A 14,402-nucleotide genomic window follows, 5' to 3' on the forward strand; every position below is an offset into this window, starting at 1 on the left:
ATCAATCAAGGGAGGGGCTCGCGAGAAGGAGAAATCGAGGGCAACCGCTTGCCGTATAGGCTCAGGGTCTGGGTGCGTCCGTCCAGGGCGAAGCGGGCCGATTGCGGGGTGAGGTGTTCCAGGCGCCAGCCGTTGGGCAGGCTTTGGCCCAGGCGCACCGTCAGGGGTGGGCCGTCGGCTTGTTTAAGCATGGCCATTTGCAGGTTGCCGGTGATCATGATGCCGCTGAGGCTCAGGTTGGACAGGTTGGTGACCCGCGCTTTGCCCGCCACGCGGTCAGGGCTGCGATCCGGGCTGAACAGCGGCGCCTGCCAAGTGCCGGCAAGGTCGGCCAGGGCCACCGTGGGCGGCGCCTGCAGGTTGACGGCGGGCTGCGCCGGCGCAGGCTCCTCGGGCAACCACTGCGGTTCATCGCCGATGCTGCTGAGGATCACCGCCATCAACAGCCCCAATAACCCGGCCAGGCCGAGCAAGCCCCACTCCAAGGGGCGCAGTGTGCCGTTCATGGTGCCACCCGCGCCGGTTGCAAGTAGCCACGCACCAGCAGGTTGACCACCAACTTGCCCGCCCCGCCCCGTGCGGGTGCTTCGCGACTGCGACGGATGCGCAGCTCATCGACGAACAGATACGGCGGCTGATACTCCAGCGCATGCAGGATCGCGGTCAACGGTTCGATGGCGCACTCAAGGGTCAGGCTGACCTTGACCTGGCGATACGGCTCGCCAGCGTCTTGCCCGGCGGTGATGGGCTTGCGCTGGGTCAGGCTGCAACCGCCGCCACGGCCGGCCTGGCTGGCGATCAGGTCGGCGAGGCGCTGCATCAGGTCGGCGGCGACCACGTCGGGGTCATCCCCGGGCAACAGGCTGGCGCTGCTGGCCGGATCCTGCCGCGCCTGCTCAAGCTGCTGGCGCAGCGCATCGCCCTGGCGCAACAGGCTGGCATAGCGTTGCTGCTGTTCGCGAAGCTGTTCGGCGTGGGCGCCCATGCTGCGCAGCGGCCCGGCGAACCAGCTGTCGATCAACAGCCAGTAGGCCGCGCCCAGCACAGCGGCCAGCACCAGCAAGGCGGCCCCGCGACGTTCACGGGGTGTGAGGGGTCGGCGCATCGGCAGCCTCCTGGCGCAAGTGGGCACGCAAGGCAAACTGATCCTTGCCGGTGCGCGCATCGGGTTGAATCACCCCTTCGAACTGGGCGTTTTCCAAACGCTGGCAGCCTTTGATCCGGGTGATCAGGCCGCTGGCCTTGGCGCTTTGGCCGGCGATGGAAATCTCACCGTCCTTGACGTCCAATTGCTCGAGCCAGGTGTCGGCCGGCAGGCAGCGGGTCAAGTCATTCAGCAGCCCGGCCAAGGGCGGCTGCGCCAGTTTGCGCCGCGTGAGGTACTGCGCCGCGCCCTGGGTATTGAGCAGTTGCTGGCGCAGGGCATGCACCTGGGCCACCTGGGCTTTTTGTTGCTGGACGCTGTGCTGCATGGCATCGAGGACGCGCTGGCGGTCGTTGAGCCACAACAGCATCGCCGCGATCAGCAAGGCGCCGCACAGCCACGGCAGGCTGCGTTGCAAGCCTAAGCCCTGTGCGCGTTGACGCGGGCGCAGGCCAGCGGGCAACAGGTCGATGCCCATGCCTGCCACATCCACCCGATGAGGCCGCAGGCCCAGGGTGGCGCAGTCGGCGAGAATCTGGTCCAGGCGTTCGCGCAGGATCGCTACCAGCGTCACCTCAAGGTGCGTAGCGGTGCGCTGTTCCTGGCGCACGACGAAGTACAACTGCTCGGCATCGAACGGTGTGTAGCGGTCCAGTTCATACCCCACCACATTGGCCAGGTTGCGCGCCGCGGCCAGGGGCAGGTGCACGGTTTGCCGCAGCACGTCGTCAGGGCCGAGCATCAGCACTTGGCGCGCTTGGCCCAGTTCGAGCGGCGCGCTCAGCGGCCAGTGATGGATGCGCTCCGGCGGCTCCTTGAGTGCCAGCCAGCCCGGCACACAGCCGCGCAACTCGGTGAGCCACAGGCGCCAGGCCTGTTGGGCCAGGCTGCCGCGCCAATGGCGGGCGATAGGTTCGAGTCGATTCATTCTTGCCACCGCAGCACCCGATAGGGCTGTGCGCTGTCCTCCGCTGGGCTCAGTGAAACGGTAATGCGCACGCGCGCCTGGTAACCGCCGGGGCGCTCGGCGCGGCTGTCGATTTCCACGACTTGGCCGGGGTCGGCGCCCTCGGCGTTGCGGCTTGGCAGGTTGAGCGCCTTGCGCATCAAGGGGCTGGCGAACGCCGGATCGGGTCGATCCAGGTCGCTCCACAAGGTGATTTCGGGCAGCAATTGGCTGTAGAGCGCCTGGGTCATGCCCGGCAGCTGGCGCACTTCTTCGAGCACCCGAAACGGCGCCAGGCCTTGTGTACGCCGGGCCTCGAGTGCCTTGACCCATTGCTGCGCCTGGACCGGCGTGGCGCCGCAGGCCAGGGCCAGGCGCGTGAGGTCATCGGCCGAGGCGTTGATCAGGTACAACTTGCCGCGCTCGCTGCGCAGGCTGACCTGCAGCCGCGCACCGTCAAAGCCCAGCGCCATAGCGCGCCCATCGGCCACCCAGTGCGGCTGCGCCATGACCATGGCGATGCCGGCCTGGGCCGCCAATTGCGTCTGGGTGTGCTGTTTGAGCCACAGGGCCTGGCGGTTTTGCAACTGCACCCAACCGGCCAGGCCGCCGAGCAACACGCTGAGCAATGCCAGCACCCAGAGCACCAGCAGCAACGCCGCACCGCGCTGGCGCTTCATTCTTCCAGGCTCCCACTGGACAGGTTCAGGCGCAGCGCGATCACTTGGGTGACCCACGGCACCGGCCCGTTGACGTTGGCCACGATGCGCACCGCATACGGCAAGCGCCTCGGCCAGGGCCAGTCAGCGACCCAGCCGGTCGGCTGGCCCAGGGGCGACAGGCCGCGGTAGCTGAACTGCAGCTGCTCGACGTGGTTGAGCAGCACCTGCGGTTCAACACGGGCGGGATTGATGTGGGATTCCAGCTGCGCGAACTGCACCTGCAGCGCCTGATCGACCCGCTGCAGGGTAAAGCGCTGGATGCCGCCGCCGAGCACACCGGGTAAGGTCGACACAAACTGCAGGCGCTCGGCCGTGCCGCTGAAAAAGCCCTCGGCCTGGCTGTCGTCTTCCGTCACATCCAGGGGCAGCGCCTCGCTGATGGCGGTGCGCAGGAACTGCTGGGCGGCACGCATTTCGTCCAGGCTGACGGTGTAGCGCTGGGCCTTGGTCACCGCACGATTGGCGCCCAGCAAGGCGCCGCCGACCAGCACCAGCAGCACCGCGAGCAAGCTGAGTACCACGAGAATTTCCAGCAAGGTGAAGCCCTGCTCGCGGCGCTTCACAGGCGCGCCTTCAAGGTACTGAAATGCGCCTGGTGCGGGCCTTCGCTGACGGTCAGGTCGAGGCGATACAGCTGCGGCTGCTGGCGGCTGAGGGTCAGTTGCCAGTGGATGCCATCCAGTTCGCCCTGGCGCACACCGCTGTCGAGGCGGCCGGCGGTTTCCTGATCAAGCACCGTGAGCGCCGCATGGGCCAGCCGATCACTGCGCGCCACCTGCGCCAGGGAACGCGCGCTCTGGCCGAAGGCGACCAGCAACACGCTGCTGCACACCGCCAGCAGGGTCAGGGCGGCGAGCATTTCGAGCAGGGTGAAACCGGCCTGGCGCTTCATGGCAACGCCTTGGACTGCACGCTGCCGGTCAGCCAGCCGATGTCGATACGCCAGCGCCGGGTGCCGCTGACCAACAACAGGTTGCCGCCGGTGGAACTGCCGTCAGGGTAGAACTCAACCGCCGAGCCGGCCTGCTCGGCGGTGTGCATGCTCAGTTGCAGCGCTTGCGGCCAGTGCAGCGGTGGCCGGCCAGGCACGCTGAACGCACGGTTGGGCAGATCGAATTCGGTACGCGCCGCCTGGCCGCTGATAATCGCCCCGGCGCGTGTAGCGCGCAGCGCCTCGACCATCTGCCCGACCACCCGACGCTCCTTGGCCGCTTGCAGGCCCTGGCGCAGCCCGACGCTGAGCAAGCCGGCAGCGAGGCTGATCAGCAGGACCACCACCAGCATTTCCAGCAGGGTAAATCCACGCTGGGCCATGGGCCGGTTATTCCCAATTGCCCAGGTCGGCACTGTAGCCCTCGCCGCCAGGTTGGCCGTCCTGGCCGTAGAAGATCAAGTCAAAGGCGCCATGCTCACCGGGAAAGCGATAGCCGAACGCGTGGCCGAACGGGTCTTTCAATTCCGACGGCTTGGCGTAGGGCCCGGCCCAACCGGAAGCCGTCGCGGGCTTCTCCACCAGTTGTCGCAGGCTGGTGGGCGGCGAGCCGACGTCCAGCGCGTAGCTGTCGATCTTCATGCTCAAGCCGGCGAGTTGGGCCTTGCCCGCGCCGTACTTGCCCTTGTCCACATTGCCGCCGACCTGGCGTACCACGATGGTCGCGACAATGCCCAGCAGCACGATCACGGCGAGCATTTCCAGCAGGGTAAAACCGCTTTGGCGGCGTCGGGCATTCATCGTTACAGCTCCTTGAGGTTCATATATGGCTGGTGAGGCTCATCAGCGGCAGCATGATCGCGAGCATGATCACCGCCACCAGCACCGCCATCACCACGGTCAGGGTGGGCACCAGTGCGGCGAGCAATCGGTCGATGCCGCGCTTGGCCTCGACGTCGAAAATATCGGCGACCTTGAGCAGCATGCTGTCCAGTTCACCGGCCTGTTCACCGACCTCGATCATTTGCAGCGCCAGTTCGGGCAGCAAGGGTTGGCCGCCAAACGCCTGGCCGAGGCTGCCACCGGCTTTCACCGATTCGGCGGCCATCGCCACCTGCGCCTGCAGCGCTCGGTTGCTGCAGACCTGCCGGGCAATCACCAGCGCCGGCAGCAGCGCCACGCCATTGCTGAGCAAGGTGCCCAGGGTGCGCGTCAGCCGTGCCGCTTCGACCCGTTGCAGCAGCGGGCCGAGCACGCGCAGGCCGAGCACGCGGCGGTCACAGCGCTCGCGGCGGCGCGGGTCGCGCAGGCCGATGACCACCGCCCACAGCAGGGCAATCAATCCGGCCAGCACCAGCAGCCCGTAGGCGCCGAGAAACTCGCCAAGCCCCAGGATCACTTCGGTGATCAGCGGGATCGGCACGCCCAGGTCCTGGAAAATCGGCACGAATTGCGGCACCACGTACGCCAGCAACAGCGCCAGCGAACCCAACACGCCCACCACCAGGAACGCTGGGTAGATCAGCGCGTTGATCACCTCGCCACGCAGGCGCTGGCTGCGCTCCAGGTAGTCGCTGAGCTGGCGCAGGGTGCGCTCCAGCGCGCCGCCCGCCTCACCGGCGCGCACCATGCTCAGGTACAGCGGCGAGAAGCTGCCGCCCTCCTGTTCCAGCGCGGCCGATAACGGTTTGCCGGCCTTGACCTCGTCGCGGATGCGTTCGATCAAACCGCGCACCTGGGGCGAGCCGGGCTGTTTGAGCAGCAGGCCGAGGCAGCGTTCCAGGGGCTGGCCGGCGCCGAGCAAGGTCGCCAGTTGTTGCGTAAAGCTGACCAGGCCCGCGCCTTTCAATGCCCCGCGCACCGGGCTCAACAGGGGCCGGCCCGCTGTCTCGATCTGCAACAGCAGCAGGCCGCGCTTGTGCAATGCGGCGACGGCAGCGGCCTGGTCCTTGGCTTGCAGGGTGCCGTTGTGGGCGACACCCTGGCTGTCGAGCGCACGAAACTTGAACAGCGTCACGCGGGTTCCCCACGGGTGACGCGCAGCACTTCTTCCAGGCTCGTGACGCCGGCCAGCGCCTGGCGCAAGCCCTCTTCATACAAGGTGCGCAGGCCTGCGCGGCGAGCGGCCTGCTCAAGGGTGGCGGCGTCGGCGTGGCGCATCAACAGGTCGCGCACTTCATCGTTCATCACCAGCAACTCGGTGAGGGCGCTGCGGCCATGGTAGTCGCCGTGGTAGAGCAGGATCGGGCGCTGGTCGGTCAGACGGTCCAGGCCGTGTTCTTCGATCAACGCGGCTGGCGCTTCGAACGCCACGCGGGTGGCCGGGTCCAGGCGGCGCACCAGGCGCTGGGCGAGGATGCCGCTGACGGTCGAGGCGATCAGGTAGCTTTCGACGCCCATGTCCAGCAGCCGCGTGATGCTGGCGGCGGCGCTGTTGGTGTGCAGAGTGGACAGCACCAGATGGCCGGTGAGCGCGGACTGGATGGCGATGCGGCAGGTTTCCAGGTCACGGATTTCGCCGATCATGATCACGTCCGGGTCCTGACGCACGATGGAGCGCAGCACACCGGCAAAGTCCAGGCCGATGGCCGGTTTTACCTGGATCTGGTTGATGCCTTCGAGCTGGTATTCGACCGGGTCTTCGACGCTGATGATCTTGCGCTCAGGGGTGTTGAGGCGCGACAACGCGGTGTAGAGGGTGGTGGTCTTGCCGGAACCGGTCGGCCCGGTCACCAGCAGAATGCCGTGGGGCCGTTCCAACAGTTCAAGAAAAGTGGCCAGGCGCTGACCATCGAAGCCCAGGCTGGGAAAATCGAACTGCACGGTCTGCCGGTCGAGCAAGCGCATCACCACCGATTCGCCGAAAGCGGTGGGCACCGTGGACACGCGCAAATCCAGTTCCTTGCCCTGGATGCGCAGCATGATGCGGCCGTCCTGGGGCAGGCGGCGCTCGGCAATGTCCAGGCGCGCCATGATCTTCACCCGGGAAATCACCGCCGCCGAGGAGCTGGCCGGCGGCGCCTCGGCGTCGTGCAGCACGCCGTCGATGCGGTAGCGCACCTTGAGCTGGTGTTCGAAGGGTTCGATGTGAATATCCGAGGCGCGCTGCTCCACGGCGCGCTGCAGGATCAGGTTGACCAGGCGAATCACTGGCGCTTCGGAGGCCATGTCCTTGAGGTGCTCGATATCTTCCAGCGCACCGCCCTGCTCGCCCAGGTTCTCCACCAGCGTGCCCATGGCGGATCGGCCCTGGCCGTAGTAACGCTCGATCAGGCTGTCGACTTCCGTGCGCGGGCCGATGGCCAGCCAGATCGGCACCTGGCAGGCATAGGCCAGGGCCTGGAATGGATACAGCTGGGCCGGGTTGGCCGCGAGTACGCGCAACCCGCCATCGGCCCAACCGATGGGCACCAGCTGGTAGTGGCGCATGAAGCGCTCGGTCAGCGCGGGCATAGGGTCGAGCAACGGCGGCGCCGCCTCGGCGTGCACCAGCGGCGCATCGAGCAAGGCGGCCCAGGCGCGGGCCAGTTCGATTTCGCTGACCAACCCCAGGCGCGTGAGCAGACCGAGCAGGTCGCTACCCTCGGTGGATAAGCGTCTGGCGCGGTCCAGGTCGACGGTCTTCAGCCCTGCATGCGCCATCAACCATGCGCACACCTGCTCGGTGTGCGGGACAGGCATCTGGCAGGCATTGATGGGGGCTGACGACATAATGAAATGATATCTGATAGGGCGAGAAGTATGGCTATTTGGAACTACCGAACAATGCCATTAGTTCGCCATAGCCCTGCCGGGAGTTAGCCGGGGGTATCGACTGGAAGTTATAGCGCTAGTTCCTGTGCGAGGGAAATATAAATACAAAACATTGCTGAATGCACTGATTTAGAGCGTTAACAGCCAATTGCCACTAGTTGCACATAGCCATATGACTTAATTATTCACACACTTCCCCTTAAATAACCGGCGAGGAAAAACAGGCAAGCGTTTTACTCCGGCACTACGCGAGAAGGTGTTTCGCAGGGAGGGAATTTTTACCCTCTCTTCCATAGCCAATACCGCTTTTTCCCATGGGCGGGCCCCGGGGAGCTGATCGAACGACTATTTCGGCCTAACGATGCTTATAAAACGCTATTAGAGGCATTTAGCCACACCCTACCCCATTGCAAAAAGCCATCTGATTACAGTCAGTTGGACGTTAAGCAAGCCACGCGCTCGTCGCAAAACTGGCGAAAAAATGCACCAAATTCTGTTTACGCCCTGCCTTTACAGGCGAAGAAGCACGCCTAGACTCTCACTCGATTCAGCTCCCTGGATCATGACCAACACTGGAAAAGGATATTCAAAATGAACGCCTTCACTTCGGTAAATACCGTCACCACGCCCCTCACCATCAACTGCAACTCCGTGACCACGTATAACGGCGATCCCAACGAAACCACCAAGGTCACGTTCAACTACCAGAACAACCTGCTGTGGGCTACCCAAGTCAATAACACTGCCTCAACGCAAATTCTCTCCGCCGACGCCCCTGCCGGACCGGTGATCCTGCGCGCGGGCGCCAAGGTGACGCTGCAAAACGTCGGCGCGGGGTTCAGCATCCTGTTCACTGGCGTCATCGTCGACAGCGGTTCCGAGACGCCTTTCACCAGCACCAACATCGGTACATTCAGCCTTTCCTGATCCATACGGGTTCTTTAGCCAGACCCCATCCTTGAAGCCGGCGGACGCGCACGTACGCCGGTTTCATTAACGCAGTACGGGACATGGACGGTACCCTCGCGTGACAAAGCATCGGATGCTTTATACCCGGGTTTGCTGGTTAACACTGGGCGCGATTCTGGCAACCATCCTGTGGGTAATGGCGACCGGCAGACATGCGCCGACGGCTTTGCCTGACGGGTTCAGCCACACTTTTTCCAGCGTCGAGTACGCCTCCCTGACCTCGGGCTGCGCCGACCTCGTTCCCGCTCCTTCCGCCTCTTCGGCGAACCCGGCACCCTGCCTGCCAGGGCCGATACTGCTGCCCGGCATGAACGTCAGCCGTCAGGTCGGCCCGGTGCTGTTCGTACTGGTCGTCGATAGTCGCGAGGCCCGGGTGAACGCCGAGCTGTCCATGGGCGGCGCTGGCCTGACCGGGTTGAGCATGACGGCCGACACACCCACTGCCACCTTTGACCTGGCCAGCGATGGGCAACGGATACGTGGCAGCCTGGGCGCATTTTTCTGTGCCCCTCCGAACACTTCGCATGTGCTCGCCGACTTCAATATCGAAGGCACGCACGAGGACAACAAGGACAGCGCGCAAGCCTATCGCGGCGACCTTATCCGCTGGCAGAGCCCAACCACCAGCGTGATTGCCCACTACCGCCAACCCTTGTTGCCGGACCTGCAAGTGACCGTGGAACTGCTTGATCCCTACAAACCCGACAGCAGCAACGCGTTGACGGCCCAAGTGAGCTTCTACTACGCCACGAACCTGATCGACCGCTACACCGTCATGGCCACCGCCACCCCCGTGACCCTGCGCAAATCCAGCGTCGGGCCGGTGCATATCCAGGGAGGGGCCTTGTCGTTTCGTCCCGCCACCCAGGAACAGCGGGGGCAGCTCAGCCTCGATGGCACTTTCCAGTCCGGCCATAACCTGCCCAACCACTACGCCGGCAGCATCGCCGACTGGTCGTGGATTCGTGGCCGTGCCGACAATTGCAGGGGATAGACATGACCAGCCGCGCCACCACCCCATCCGACTATCAGCAAATTGCCAACAGCGCGGCCTATGCGCTGCCCAATGACAGTGGTTATGGCTGGCGCGGCTACGTGATGCCCCAAGGCACCCTACCCGCCGATTTGCCGGCCAGCCTGAGCCCTGCCGATGCGTTCGATAAGCAAGCCGGCCATTACCTGTTCGCCCCCAGCGAGCCGGTCAGCCTAAGCAGCGACCCGTCGGCGTTTGTCACCGCCCTCTATGCCTTTCTGTTTGCCGTCGAGCAGCGCAACTTCGTCGGCAGGGCGCTGCTCTGGTTGCCGGGCAGCAACCTGCCGGCGCCCAAACGCTTCAACGACTATGGGTTGCGCATCAGCCTGGGGACGTCCTGCCAAGTGCAGAACAACCTCAACATAAAGCTCGGCGATCGCCTGACCTTCTTCATCAACTTCGGCACCTTCGTCAGATACGATGCCGACCTCAACGCGTTGCGCCTGAAGTCCAGTACCGGGATCAGCATGGGCTTCAACGACAAACTGCAGGCAGACAGCGGCCTGCAACTGACTCCCCCGCTGCAGCCGTTGGCCTATATACCGCTGGACGGTAGCCAGGCCGCAAGCCTGGTTTATGCCCTGACCTACAACCCCGTGGCTGCGCTGCGGTATTTCCAGACCGGCTTTGCCTATGTGGTCAACACCGGGAACGGCAACACCCTGCTCAACTACCCGGTGTTCAACCCGATCGGCATGTCGGCCACGTTGAACATGGGCGGTGTCCTCGACCCGCTGGACCGGCTGAACCAGCACATCAGTGCGACGCAACTGGCCGCCGGGTTGATCCGAACCGGCCTAACCTTCGCCGCTGCCGGCAGCACTTCGCTGCCCAGTCAATGGCGCAGCACTGCCGGCAACCCCATCAATCTGGTCCCGCTCAATGGCCTCGATGCCAATGGCTGGCCCCTGCCCCACGCGGCCAGCCTGGTGTTCTGCGATGATGGTGCGAGCTACAGCCTCACCCTGAGCGGTGACTATGGCTTGAGTGTGCCGACCCTTCCCGCCGCCGTCGGGCAATCGCTGTTGTGCGGCATCTTCGGTACCGAATGGCTGAGCTTTTCCAATTACAATCCCGCGGCCAGCCCCACCGAAAATGACCGCATACGCCTGCTCGCCGCTCAATCGGCGTATGCACCCATCTTTCCATTCCCGACCAGCAGCCTGGTGTCCCCCACCAGCGGCGCGGTCACCGCCCTGCTGACCGGCGACTACCGGACCTCCTGGAGCAGCCTGATTGCCGGCGCCTCTATCCCGGCCTACAGCGCACAGCCCGACGGCAGCCCGCTTTATGGCCAGGCCGCGGCCGCTGGCGACACCGTGATGCTGGCCCCCGCCGCGCCACGCACACCGCTCCCGCAAACCCCAGGCTTCGCCTTCCCGCTGGTGCCGTATGCCGGCATGCCCAATACAACGGGCGTCAACCTGACCCAGTTCGAGAGCGAGATTCTTGCCGCCTCGCGCAAGAGCCTGATCAGCGCCGCCACCCTGCCGGGCAGGCGGACCGCACGGCTCAAACGCCTGCAACGGGGCCCGGCTGGCGCGGCCGAAAAACCCGACCGGGCGACCACACCGCAAGGCTTGCTGGTGGACCTGGACCCGGACGGTATCGGCTACCGCAAAGTGCTGCTGGCACGCTCGAAATCTGCCGAGAGCATGCTGGATTTTGCCTTCGAACAGCCCACCGAGGCGCTGCACGAGGCGCTGCAAACCAATCAGTTATTTCTCGTCGGCGTCAACCCGCAACCTTTTTTCACCCAGGGCGCAACGTTCAGCAACCACCTGGAGATCGCCGGCTGGCACTTCATCGCCAATATCGGTGCCGGCGTGCAAACCACCAGCTACCGCAATGTGCTGATCATGAAATATTGCAGTGGCAGCCTGAAAGAGCGCATCGACAATCCCAACCGCTGGACCCTGCCCGAGACGTTCTCGAAAACCGCAGACCTGGTGCCGGGGCTTGAGACCCTGGCCTACACCGGTTTGTCCCAGTGGCTGCAGGACTTCATCAGCGCCGCCGAGCTCAAGGCCGCCGCCACACCGGACAGCCTCTATGCGGACTTCGTCGCCCAGGTCAACGACCCCGAATGGAAAGGCTTTATGGTGCTCAATGCCGACCTGCCCTTGGACAGCCTCCCCGAGCAATTGGCCGGGATCGCCGCCGGCATCGATTACAGCCGCTTTCTCGCCCACCACTTCGGCGCCAGCGTCAGTCGCATCAGCCATCAGGACGACACCTTGGATATCCAGGGCATTTCCAACCTCTTCGGACTGATCGACTATCAGAATCCGGCTTATGAACAGGCCCGGGCCAACGGCGCGGACGCCGACATGCCCATCGCCCTGGCCACGACCGAAGGTTATGCCTTCAGCGTCCTCCAGCTCCAGGCACTGTTTCGTCAGTCCAGGCTGGTGACCTTCAACAGTCGTATCCAACTGAGCCTGGACCGTCTGTTCGGTTCAGCGATCCAGGCCACACGACGCGCCGAAGATCCGAGTGCCGTAAATGCCATGGTCCTCGACGGCAGCGCCCTGCAACAAAACGACACCACCACCTATGTCTTCGAACAAAGCCAGAGCTACCTGTTCAACCTGGACAGCAACGTGCTGCCGGCCGCATCCGTCAATCGCATCCAGTTCAACACCCTGGGCAGCCCGGACAGCGGCGTCACCACCGCCAGTCGTTTCCTGTTGTGGGGCAAGCTGGACTTCGCCCTGCTCGAGACCTCCTCCGGGCCATTCGACCTGTTGTCCTTTGGCAGCGAAGACGGGAGTGCGAGCAACGAGGGCCTGGCTTATACCAACCTGCAGATCGGCATGAGTTTTCCCAGCGCCACACCCAACGCCGTGAGCTTCAGCTTCAATCCCGGCAACCTGGGATTCGATCCGGTCACCAGCCAGGTTCGCGGCAAAAGCCTCTACAAAGGTTTGACCCTGCAGCTCAAGCAATTCATCCAGGCGCCGGAACAGAAGAAACCCGCGGACTACGGTTTTCTCCCGGTCCTGCCGGAGAACCTGTCGCTCAAGCCTATGTCCGGAGCCTGGTCGGGCATTGTCTACAAAGTCACCATGGGATCGCCCGGCGCCCTGGTCTCGGGCGCTGGTTTCGAGTCCGACCTGTTGGTTGCCTGGTCGCCCGACAGCCAGAGCACCGACGCCAACCCCATGCTCTTCGTTGGCTTGAGCCTGCCGGGCGCCGCGCCATCCGCCAGCGTGTTTTCCCTGCAGGGAATCATCAAGGTGTCCACCGGACCGATCAAACTGCTCTACCAGACCATCCCGGGGCAGCCCGATCCGCAGGCGAAATTCTTCAACCTGCAACTGACCGATATCGGCATCAAGATCCTCGGCATCGCCAAGTTGCCCCCGGGGGCGACCCTGCAGTTTTTCCTGTTTGGCGACCCTCGGTCCTCCGGCAGCCTGGGCTGGTATGCCGCCTACGTCAAAGATCCGGACAGCGACACCGAACGCCTGCTGGCCCTGACGCCGGATACGTCCACGCATCCGGCACTGACCGGGCCATCGGAGATCGCCTCATGACGCGCGTCCTGTACTGGAACATAGAGAGCTTCGGCTATAACAAGATCCGCCCCTTGAGCACCAAGCGGAACCGCGCCGGGGCGTTCATTCCCGACCTGAACGCTGCGGACCGACTGGCGCTGATCCTGGCCCATATCACCGCCTTCAACCCGGACATCTTCGTGGTGGTAGAGACCGCCAGCGGCCCGAGCCACGGCCCGGGCTCACTGATTTCCCCAACCGGCGGCTGGCAAGGTTGCGTGGAGCTGTTGTTGCGCATCCGCAACCTGACCGGGCTTACCTGGAACCTGGTGCCGCCCCTGGTGGTCGGCCAGGCCGGGCGAGCCGAGGGCGTCGCGGTGTTCTACAAACCGGTGATCCCGGCGGGCCCCGGCGTGGCGGCCGGCAGACGCTTGTTCACCGGCCCCAACGCCTGGTCACCGGCGGGCAATGGCATCAGCTTCAACCCCACCGTTTTGCCCGCGCCCGCCGCCGGCAACTACCCGCCGCTGCAGTCCAACGCTTGTTTTACCGTCGCCGGTCGCGCTATTCCCCCTACCGCCCTGAACCCCGGCAACCTGTCCGAAAGCCGGTGCGCGGCGCGGGTCGATTTCGTCGATAACCTCGGCGCGCCCCTCAACTATGGCGGCCTGCGCGAACCCTATATGGTGACGTTCTGTGAAACCGTCGACGGCCCGCCCGTGGTGGTGCAGCGCAACCTCACGCTGTTTGCCATCCATTCGCCGCCGCAGTACGTGGCGGCCAATGCCTACCTCAACGGTCTGGCCAACGTGCGTGACATCAGCGCCGCCCTGGGCGCGTTGGAAACCCGGATCATCACCGGTGATTTCAATGTCAACCTGCTGAGCCAGACCGGCAATGATCCACTGCGCTACGCCCCGCTCACAGGCCTGGGTTACGCCCTGCAACTGCAGCCACCGGCTGCGGCCCCGCCTCCGGCCCTGGATGCCTACATGGGCTATTTCGCCACCCACCTCAAGAGCAAGAAATCGACGATCTTCTGGTCGACCAACGTGGGCGCCGTGCCTTATCCGGGTTACCGCTACATCGGCTCGTCGAGCAGCAGCAACCTGTATTCGATCGACAACATCCTGGTACGTGGCGGCGCGGCCGGGAACTTCACCATCGCCAACACCGTGGTCGGCACGCCGCTGAATGTGGTCAACCCCGCGCCTGGCGGTGCGCCCGTGGGCATGGTGGCGATCGCCAGCGATTTCCAGGCGCCTCCGCTCGGCTGGCCGCTATCACCGGCGCCGGCATTCGCCGCTGGCGACCGGCAACGTTTTCGTGGCTGGCGAAACATGGGGCACATCCGCTCCACCAGCGATCACCTGGCCCTGTTCGTGACGGTCTGATTCAAGGAGA

The 14,402-nt window shown here is 64.6% G+C and carries 14 protein-coding genes; 4 read left to right on the forward strand and 10 right to left on the reverse strand.

What is annotated here, in order from left to right:
- Nucleotides 1-5 precede the first annotated feature (5 nt).
- Genes C4J92_RS16960 through C4J92_RS17005 form a run of 10 tightly spaced genes read right to left on the reverse strand, consistent with a single transcriptional unit; the run spans nucleotide 6 to nucleotide 7,424 of the window.
- Nucleotides 6-506, reverse strand: coding sequence for a general secretion pathway protein GspN (locus C4J92_RS16960; protein ID WP_124404677.1), 501 nt, complete (start codon nucleotides 504-506; stop codon nucleotides 6-8).
- A complete protein-coding gene (gspM, locus tag C4J92_RS16965; protein WP_124404678.1) occupies nucleotides 503-1,105 on the reverse strand; it encodes a type II secretion system protein GspM in 603 nt (200 codons plus the stop codon). Before gspM ends, C4J92_RS16960 begins: the two co-directional genes overlap by 4 nt.
- Nucleotides 1,080-2,072 carry a type II secretion system protein GspL gene (locus C4J92_RS16970; RefSeq protein WP_124404679.1) on the reverse strand — a complete coding sequence of 331 codons (993 nt, stop codon included), beginning with the start codon at nucleotides 2,070-2,072 and terminating at the stop codon, nucleotides 1,080-1,082. Before C4J92_RS16970 ends, gspM begins: the two co-directional genes overlap by 26 nt.
- Nucleotides 2,069-2,770, reverse strand: a complete 702-nt coding sequence (locus C4J92_RS16975; protein ID WP_124404680.1) for a general secretion pathway protein GspK — start codon at nucleotides 2,768-2,770, stop codon at nucleotides 2,069-2,071. The genes C4J92_RS16970 and C4J92_RS16975 overlap by 4 nt, the downstream gene beginning before the upstream one ends.
- Nucleotides 2,767-3,375 carry a prepilin-type N-terminal cleavage/methylation domain-containing protein gene (locus tag C4J92_RS16980; protein ID WP_124367578.1) on the reverse strand — a complete coding sequence of 203 codons (609 nt, stop codon included), beginning with the start codon at nucleotides 3,373-3,375 and terminating at the stop codon, nucleotides 2,767-2,769. The genes C4J92_RS16975 and C4J92_RS16980 overlap by 4 nt, the downstream gene beginning before the upstream one ends.
- Nucleotides 3,372-3,704: a type II secretion system protein gene (locus tag C4J92_RS16985; RefSeq protein ID WP_124363481.1), complete on the reverse strand. Its 333-nt coding sequence runs from the start codon at nucleotides 3,702-3,704 to the stop codon at nucleotides 3,372-3,374. Before C4J92_RS16985 ends, C4J92_RS16980 begins: the two co-directional genes overlap by 4 nt.
- On the reverse strand, nucleotides 3,701-4,126 hold the full coding sequence (locus C4J92_RS16990) for a GspH/FimT family pseudopilin (protein ID WP_124404681.1): 426 nt from the start codon (nucleotides 4,124-4,126) through the stop codon (nucleotides 3,701-3,703). The genes C4J92_RS16985 and C4J92_RS16990 overlap by 4 nt, the downstream gene beginning before the upstream one ends.
- Before the next feature lie 7 nt (nucleotides 4,127-4,133).
- Nucleotides 4,134-4,544: a type II secretion system major pseudopilin GspG gene (gene gspG, locus C4J92_RS16995; RefSeq protein WP_124404682.1), complete on the reverse strand. Its 411-nt coding sequence runs from the start codon at nucleotides 4,542-4,544 to the stop codon at nucleotides 4,134-4,136.
- Between the two features lie 19 nt (nucleotides 4,545-4,563).
- Nucleotides 4,564-5,760 (reverse strand): type II secretion system inner membrane protein GspF, encoded by a 1,197-nt coding sequence (gspF, locus tag C4J92_RS17000; protein WP_124404683.1) that lies wholly within the window; start codon nucleotides 5,758-5,760, stop codon nucleotides 4,564-4,566.
- A complete protein-coding gene (locus C4J92_RS17005) occupies nucleotides 5,757-7,424 on the reverse strand; it encodes a GspE/PulE family protein (protein ID WP_124404684.1) in 1,668 nt (555 codons plus the stop codon). Before C4J92_RS17005 ends, gspF begins: the two co-directional genes overlap by 4 nt.
- A 663-nt stretch (nucleotides 7,425-8,087) precedes the next feature.
- Here C4J92_RS17005 and C4J92_RS17010 point away from each other — a divergent pair.
- The 4 genes from C4J92_RS17010 to C4J92_RS17025 all read left to right on the forward strand — a co-directional run bounded on the left by C4J92_RS17010 (nucleotide 8,088) and on the right by C4J92_RS17025 (nucleotide 14,392).
- Complete coding sequence (locus C4J92_RS17010) at nucleotides 8,088-8,423, forward strand: hypothetical protein (protein ID WP_124404685.1); 336 nt, start codon at nucleotides 8,088-8,090, stop codon at nucleotides 8,421-8,423.
- A 178-nt stretch (nucleotides 8,424-8,601) separates the two neighbouring features.
- Nucleotides 8,602-9,459, forward strand: coding sequence for a hypothetical protein (locus tag C4J92_RS17015; protein WP_124404686.1), 858 nt, complete (start codon nucleotides 8,602-8,604; stop codon nucleotides 9,457-9,459).
- Nucleotides 9,460-9,461: 2 nt separating this feature from the next.
- The gene (locus C4J92_RS17020) at nucleotides 9,462-13,037 is read left to right on the forward strand and encodes a hypothetical protein (RefSeq protein WP_124404687.1); all 3,576 of its coding nucleotides are present in this window, start codon (nucleotides 9,462-9,464) and stop codon (nucleotides 13,035-13,037) included.
- On the forward strand, nucleotides 13,034-14,392 hold the full coding sequence (locus C4J92_RS17025; RefSeq protein WP_124404688.1) for a hypothetical protein: 1,359 nt from the start codon (nucleotides 13,034-13,036) through the stop codon (nucleotides 14,390-14,392). The genes C4J92_RS17020 and C4J92_RS17025 overlap by 4 nt, the downstream gene beginning before the upstream one ends.
- Nucleotides 14,393-14,402: the final 10 nt, after the last annotated feature.

Origin of the sequence: Pseudomonas sp. R3-18-08 (assembly GCF_003852065.1) — a bacterium.
GTDB lineage: Bacteria > Pseudomonadota > Gammaproteobacteria > Pseudomonadales > Pseudomonadaceae > Aquipseudomonas.

Coding starts and splice junctions, on each gene's coding strand:
- C4J92_RS17020 (WP_124404687.1), top strand. CDS start 9,462: ATGACCAGCCGCGCCACCACCCCATCCGACTATCAGCAAATTGCCAAC.
- C4J92_RS16985 (WP_124363481.1), bottom strand. CDS start 3,704: ATGAAGCGCCAGGCCGGTTTCACCCTGCTCGAAATGCTCGCCGCCCTG.
- C4J92_RS16970 (WP_124404679.1), bottom strand. CDS start 2,072: ATGAATCGACTCGAACCTATCGCCCGCCATTGGCGCGGCAGCCTGGCC.
- C4J92_RS17025 (WP_124404688.1), top strand. CDS start 13,034: ATGACGCGCGTCCTGTACTGGAACATAGAGAGCTTCGGCTATAACAAG.
- C4J92_RS17015 (WP_124404686.1), top strand. CDS start 8,602: ATGGCGACCGGCAGACATGCGCCGACGGCTTTGCCTGACGGGTTCAGC.
- gspM (WP_124404678.1), bottom strand. CDS start 1,105: ATGCGCCGACCCCTCACACCCCGTGAACGTCGCGGGGCCGCCTTGCTG.
- C4J92_RS16975 (WP_124404680.1), bottom strand. CDS start 2,770: ATGAAGCGCCAGCGCGGTGCGGCGTTGCTGCTGGTGCTCTGGGTGCTG.
- C4J92_RS17010 (WP_124404685.1), top strand. CDS start 8,088: ATGAACGCCTTCACTTCGGTAAATACCGTCACCACGCCCCTCACCATC.
- C4J92_RS17005 (WP_124404684.1), bottom strand. CDS start 7,424: ATGCCTGTCCCGCACACCGAGCAGGTGTGCGCATGGTTGATGGCGCAT.
- gspG (WP_124404682.1), bottom strand. CDS start 4,544: ATGAATGCCCGACGCCGCCAAAGCGGTTTTACCCTGCTGGAAATGCTC.
- C4J92_RS16960 (WP_124404677.1), bottom strand. CDS start 506: ATGAACGGCACACTGCGCCCCTTGGAGTGGGGCTTGCTCGGCCTGGCC.
- C4J92_RS16990 (WP_124404681.1), bottom strand. CDS start 4,126: ATGGCCCAGCGTGGATTTACCCTGCTGGAAATGCTGGTGGTGGTCCTG.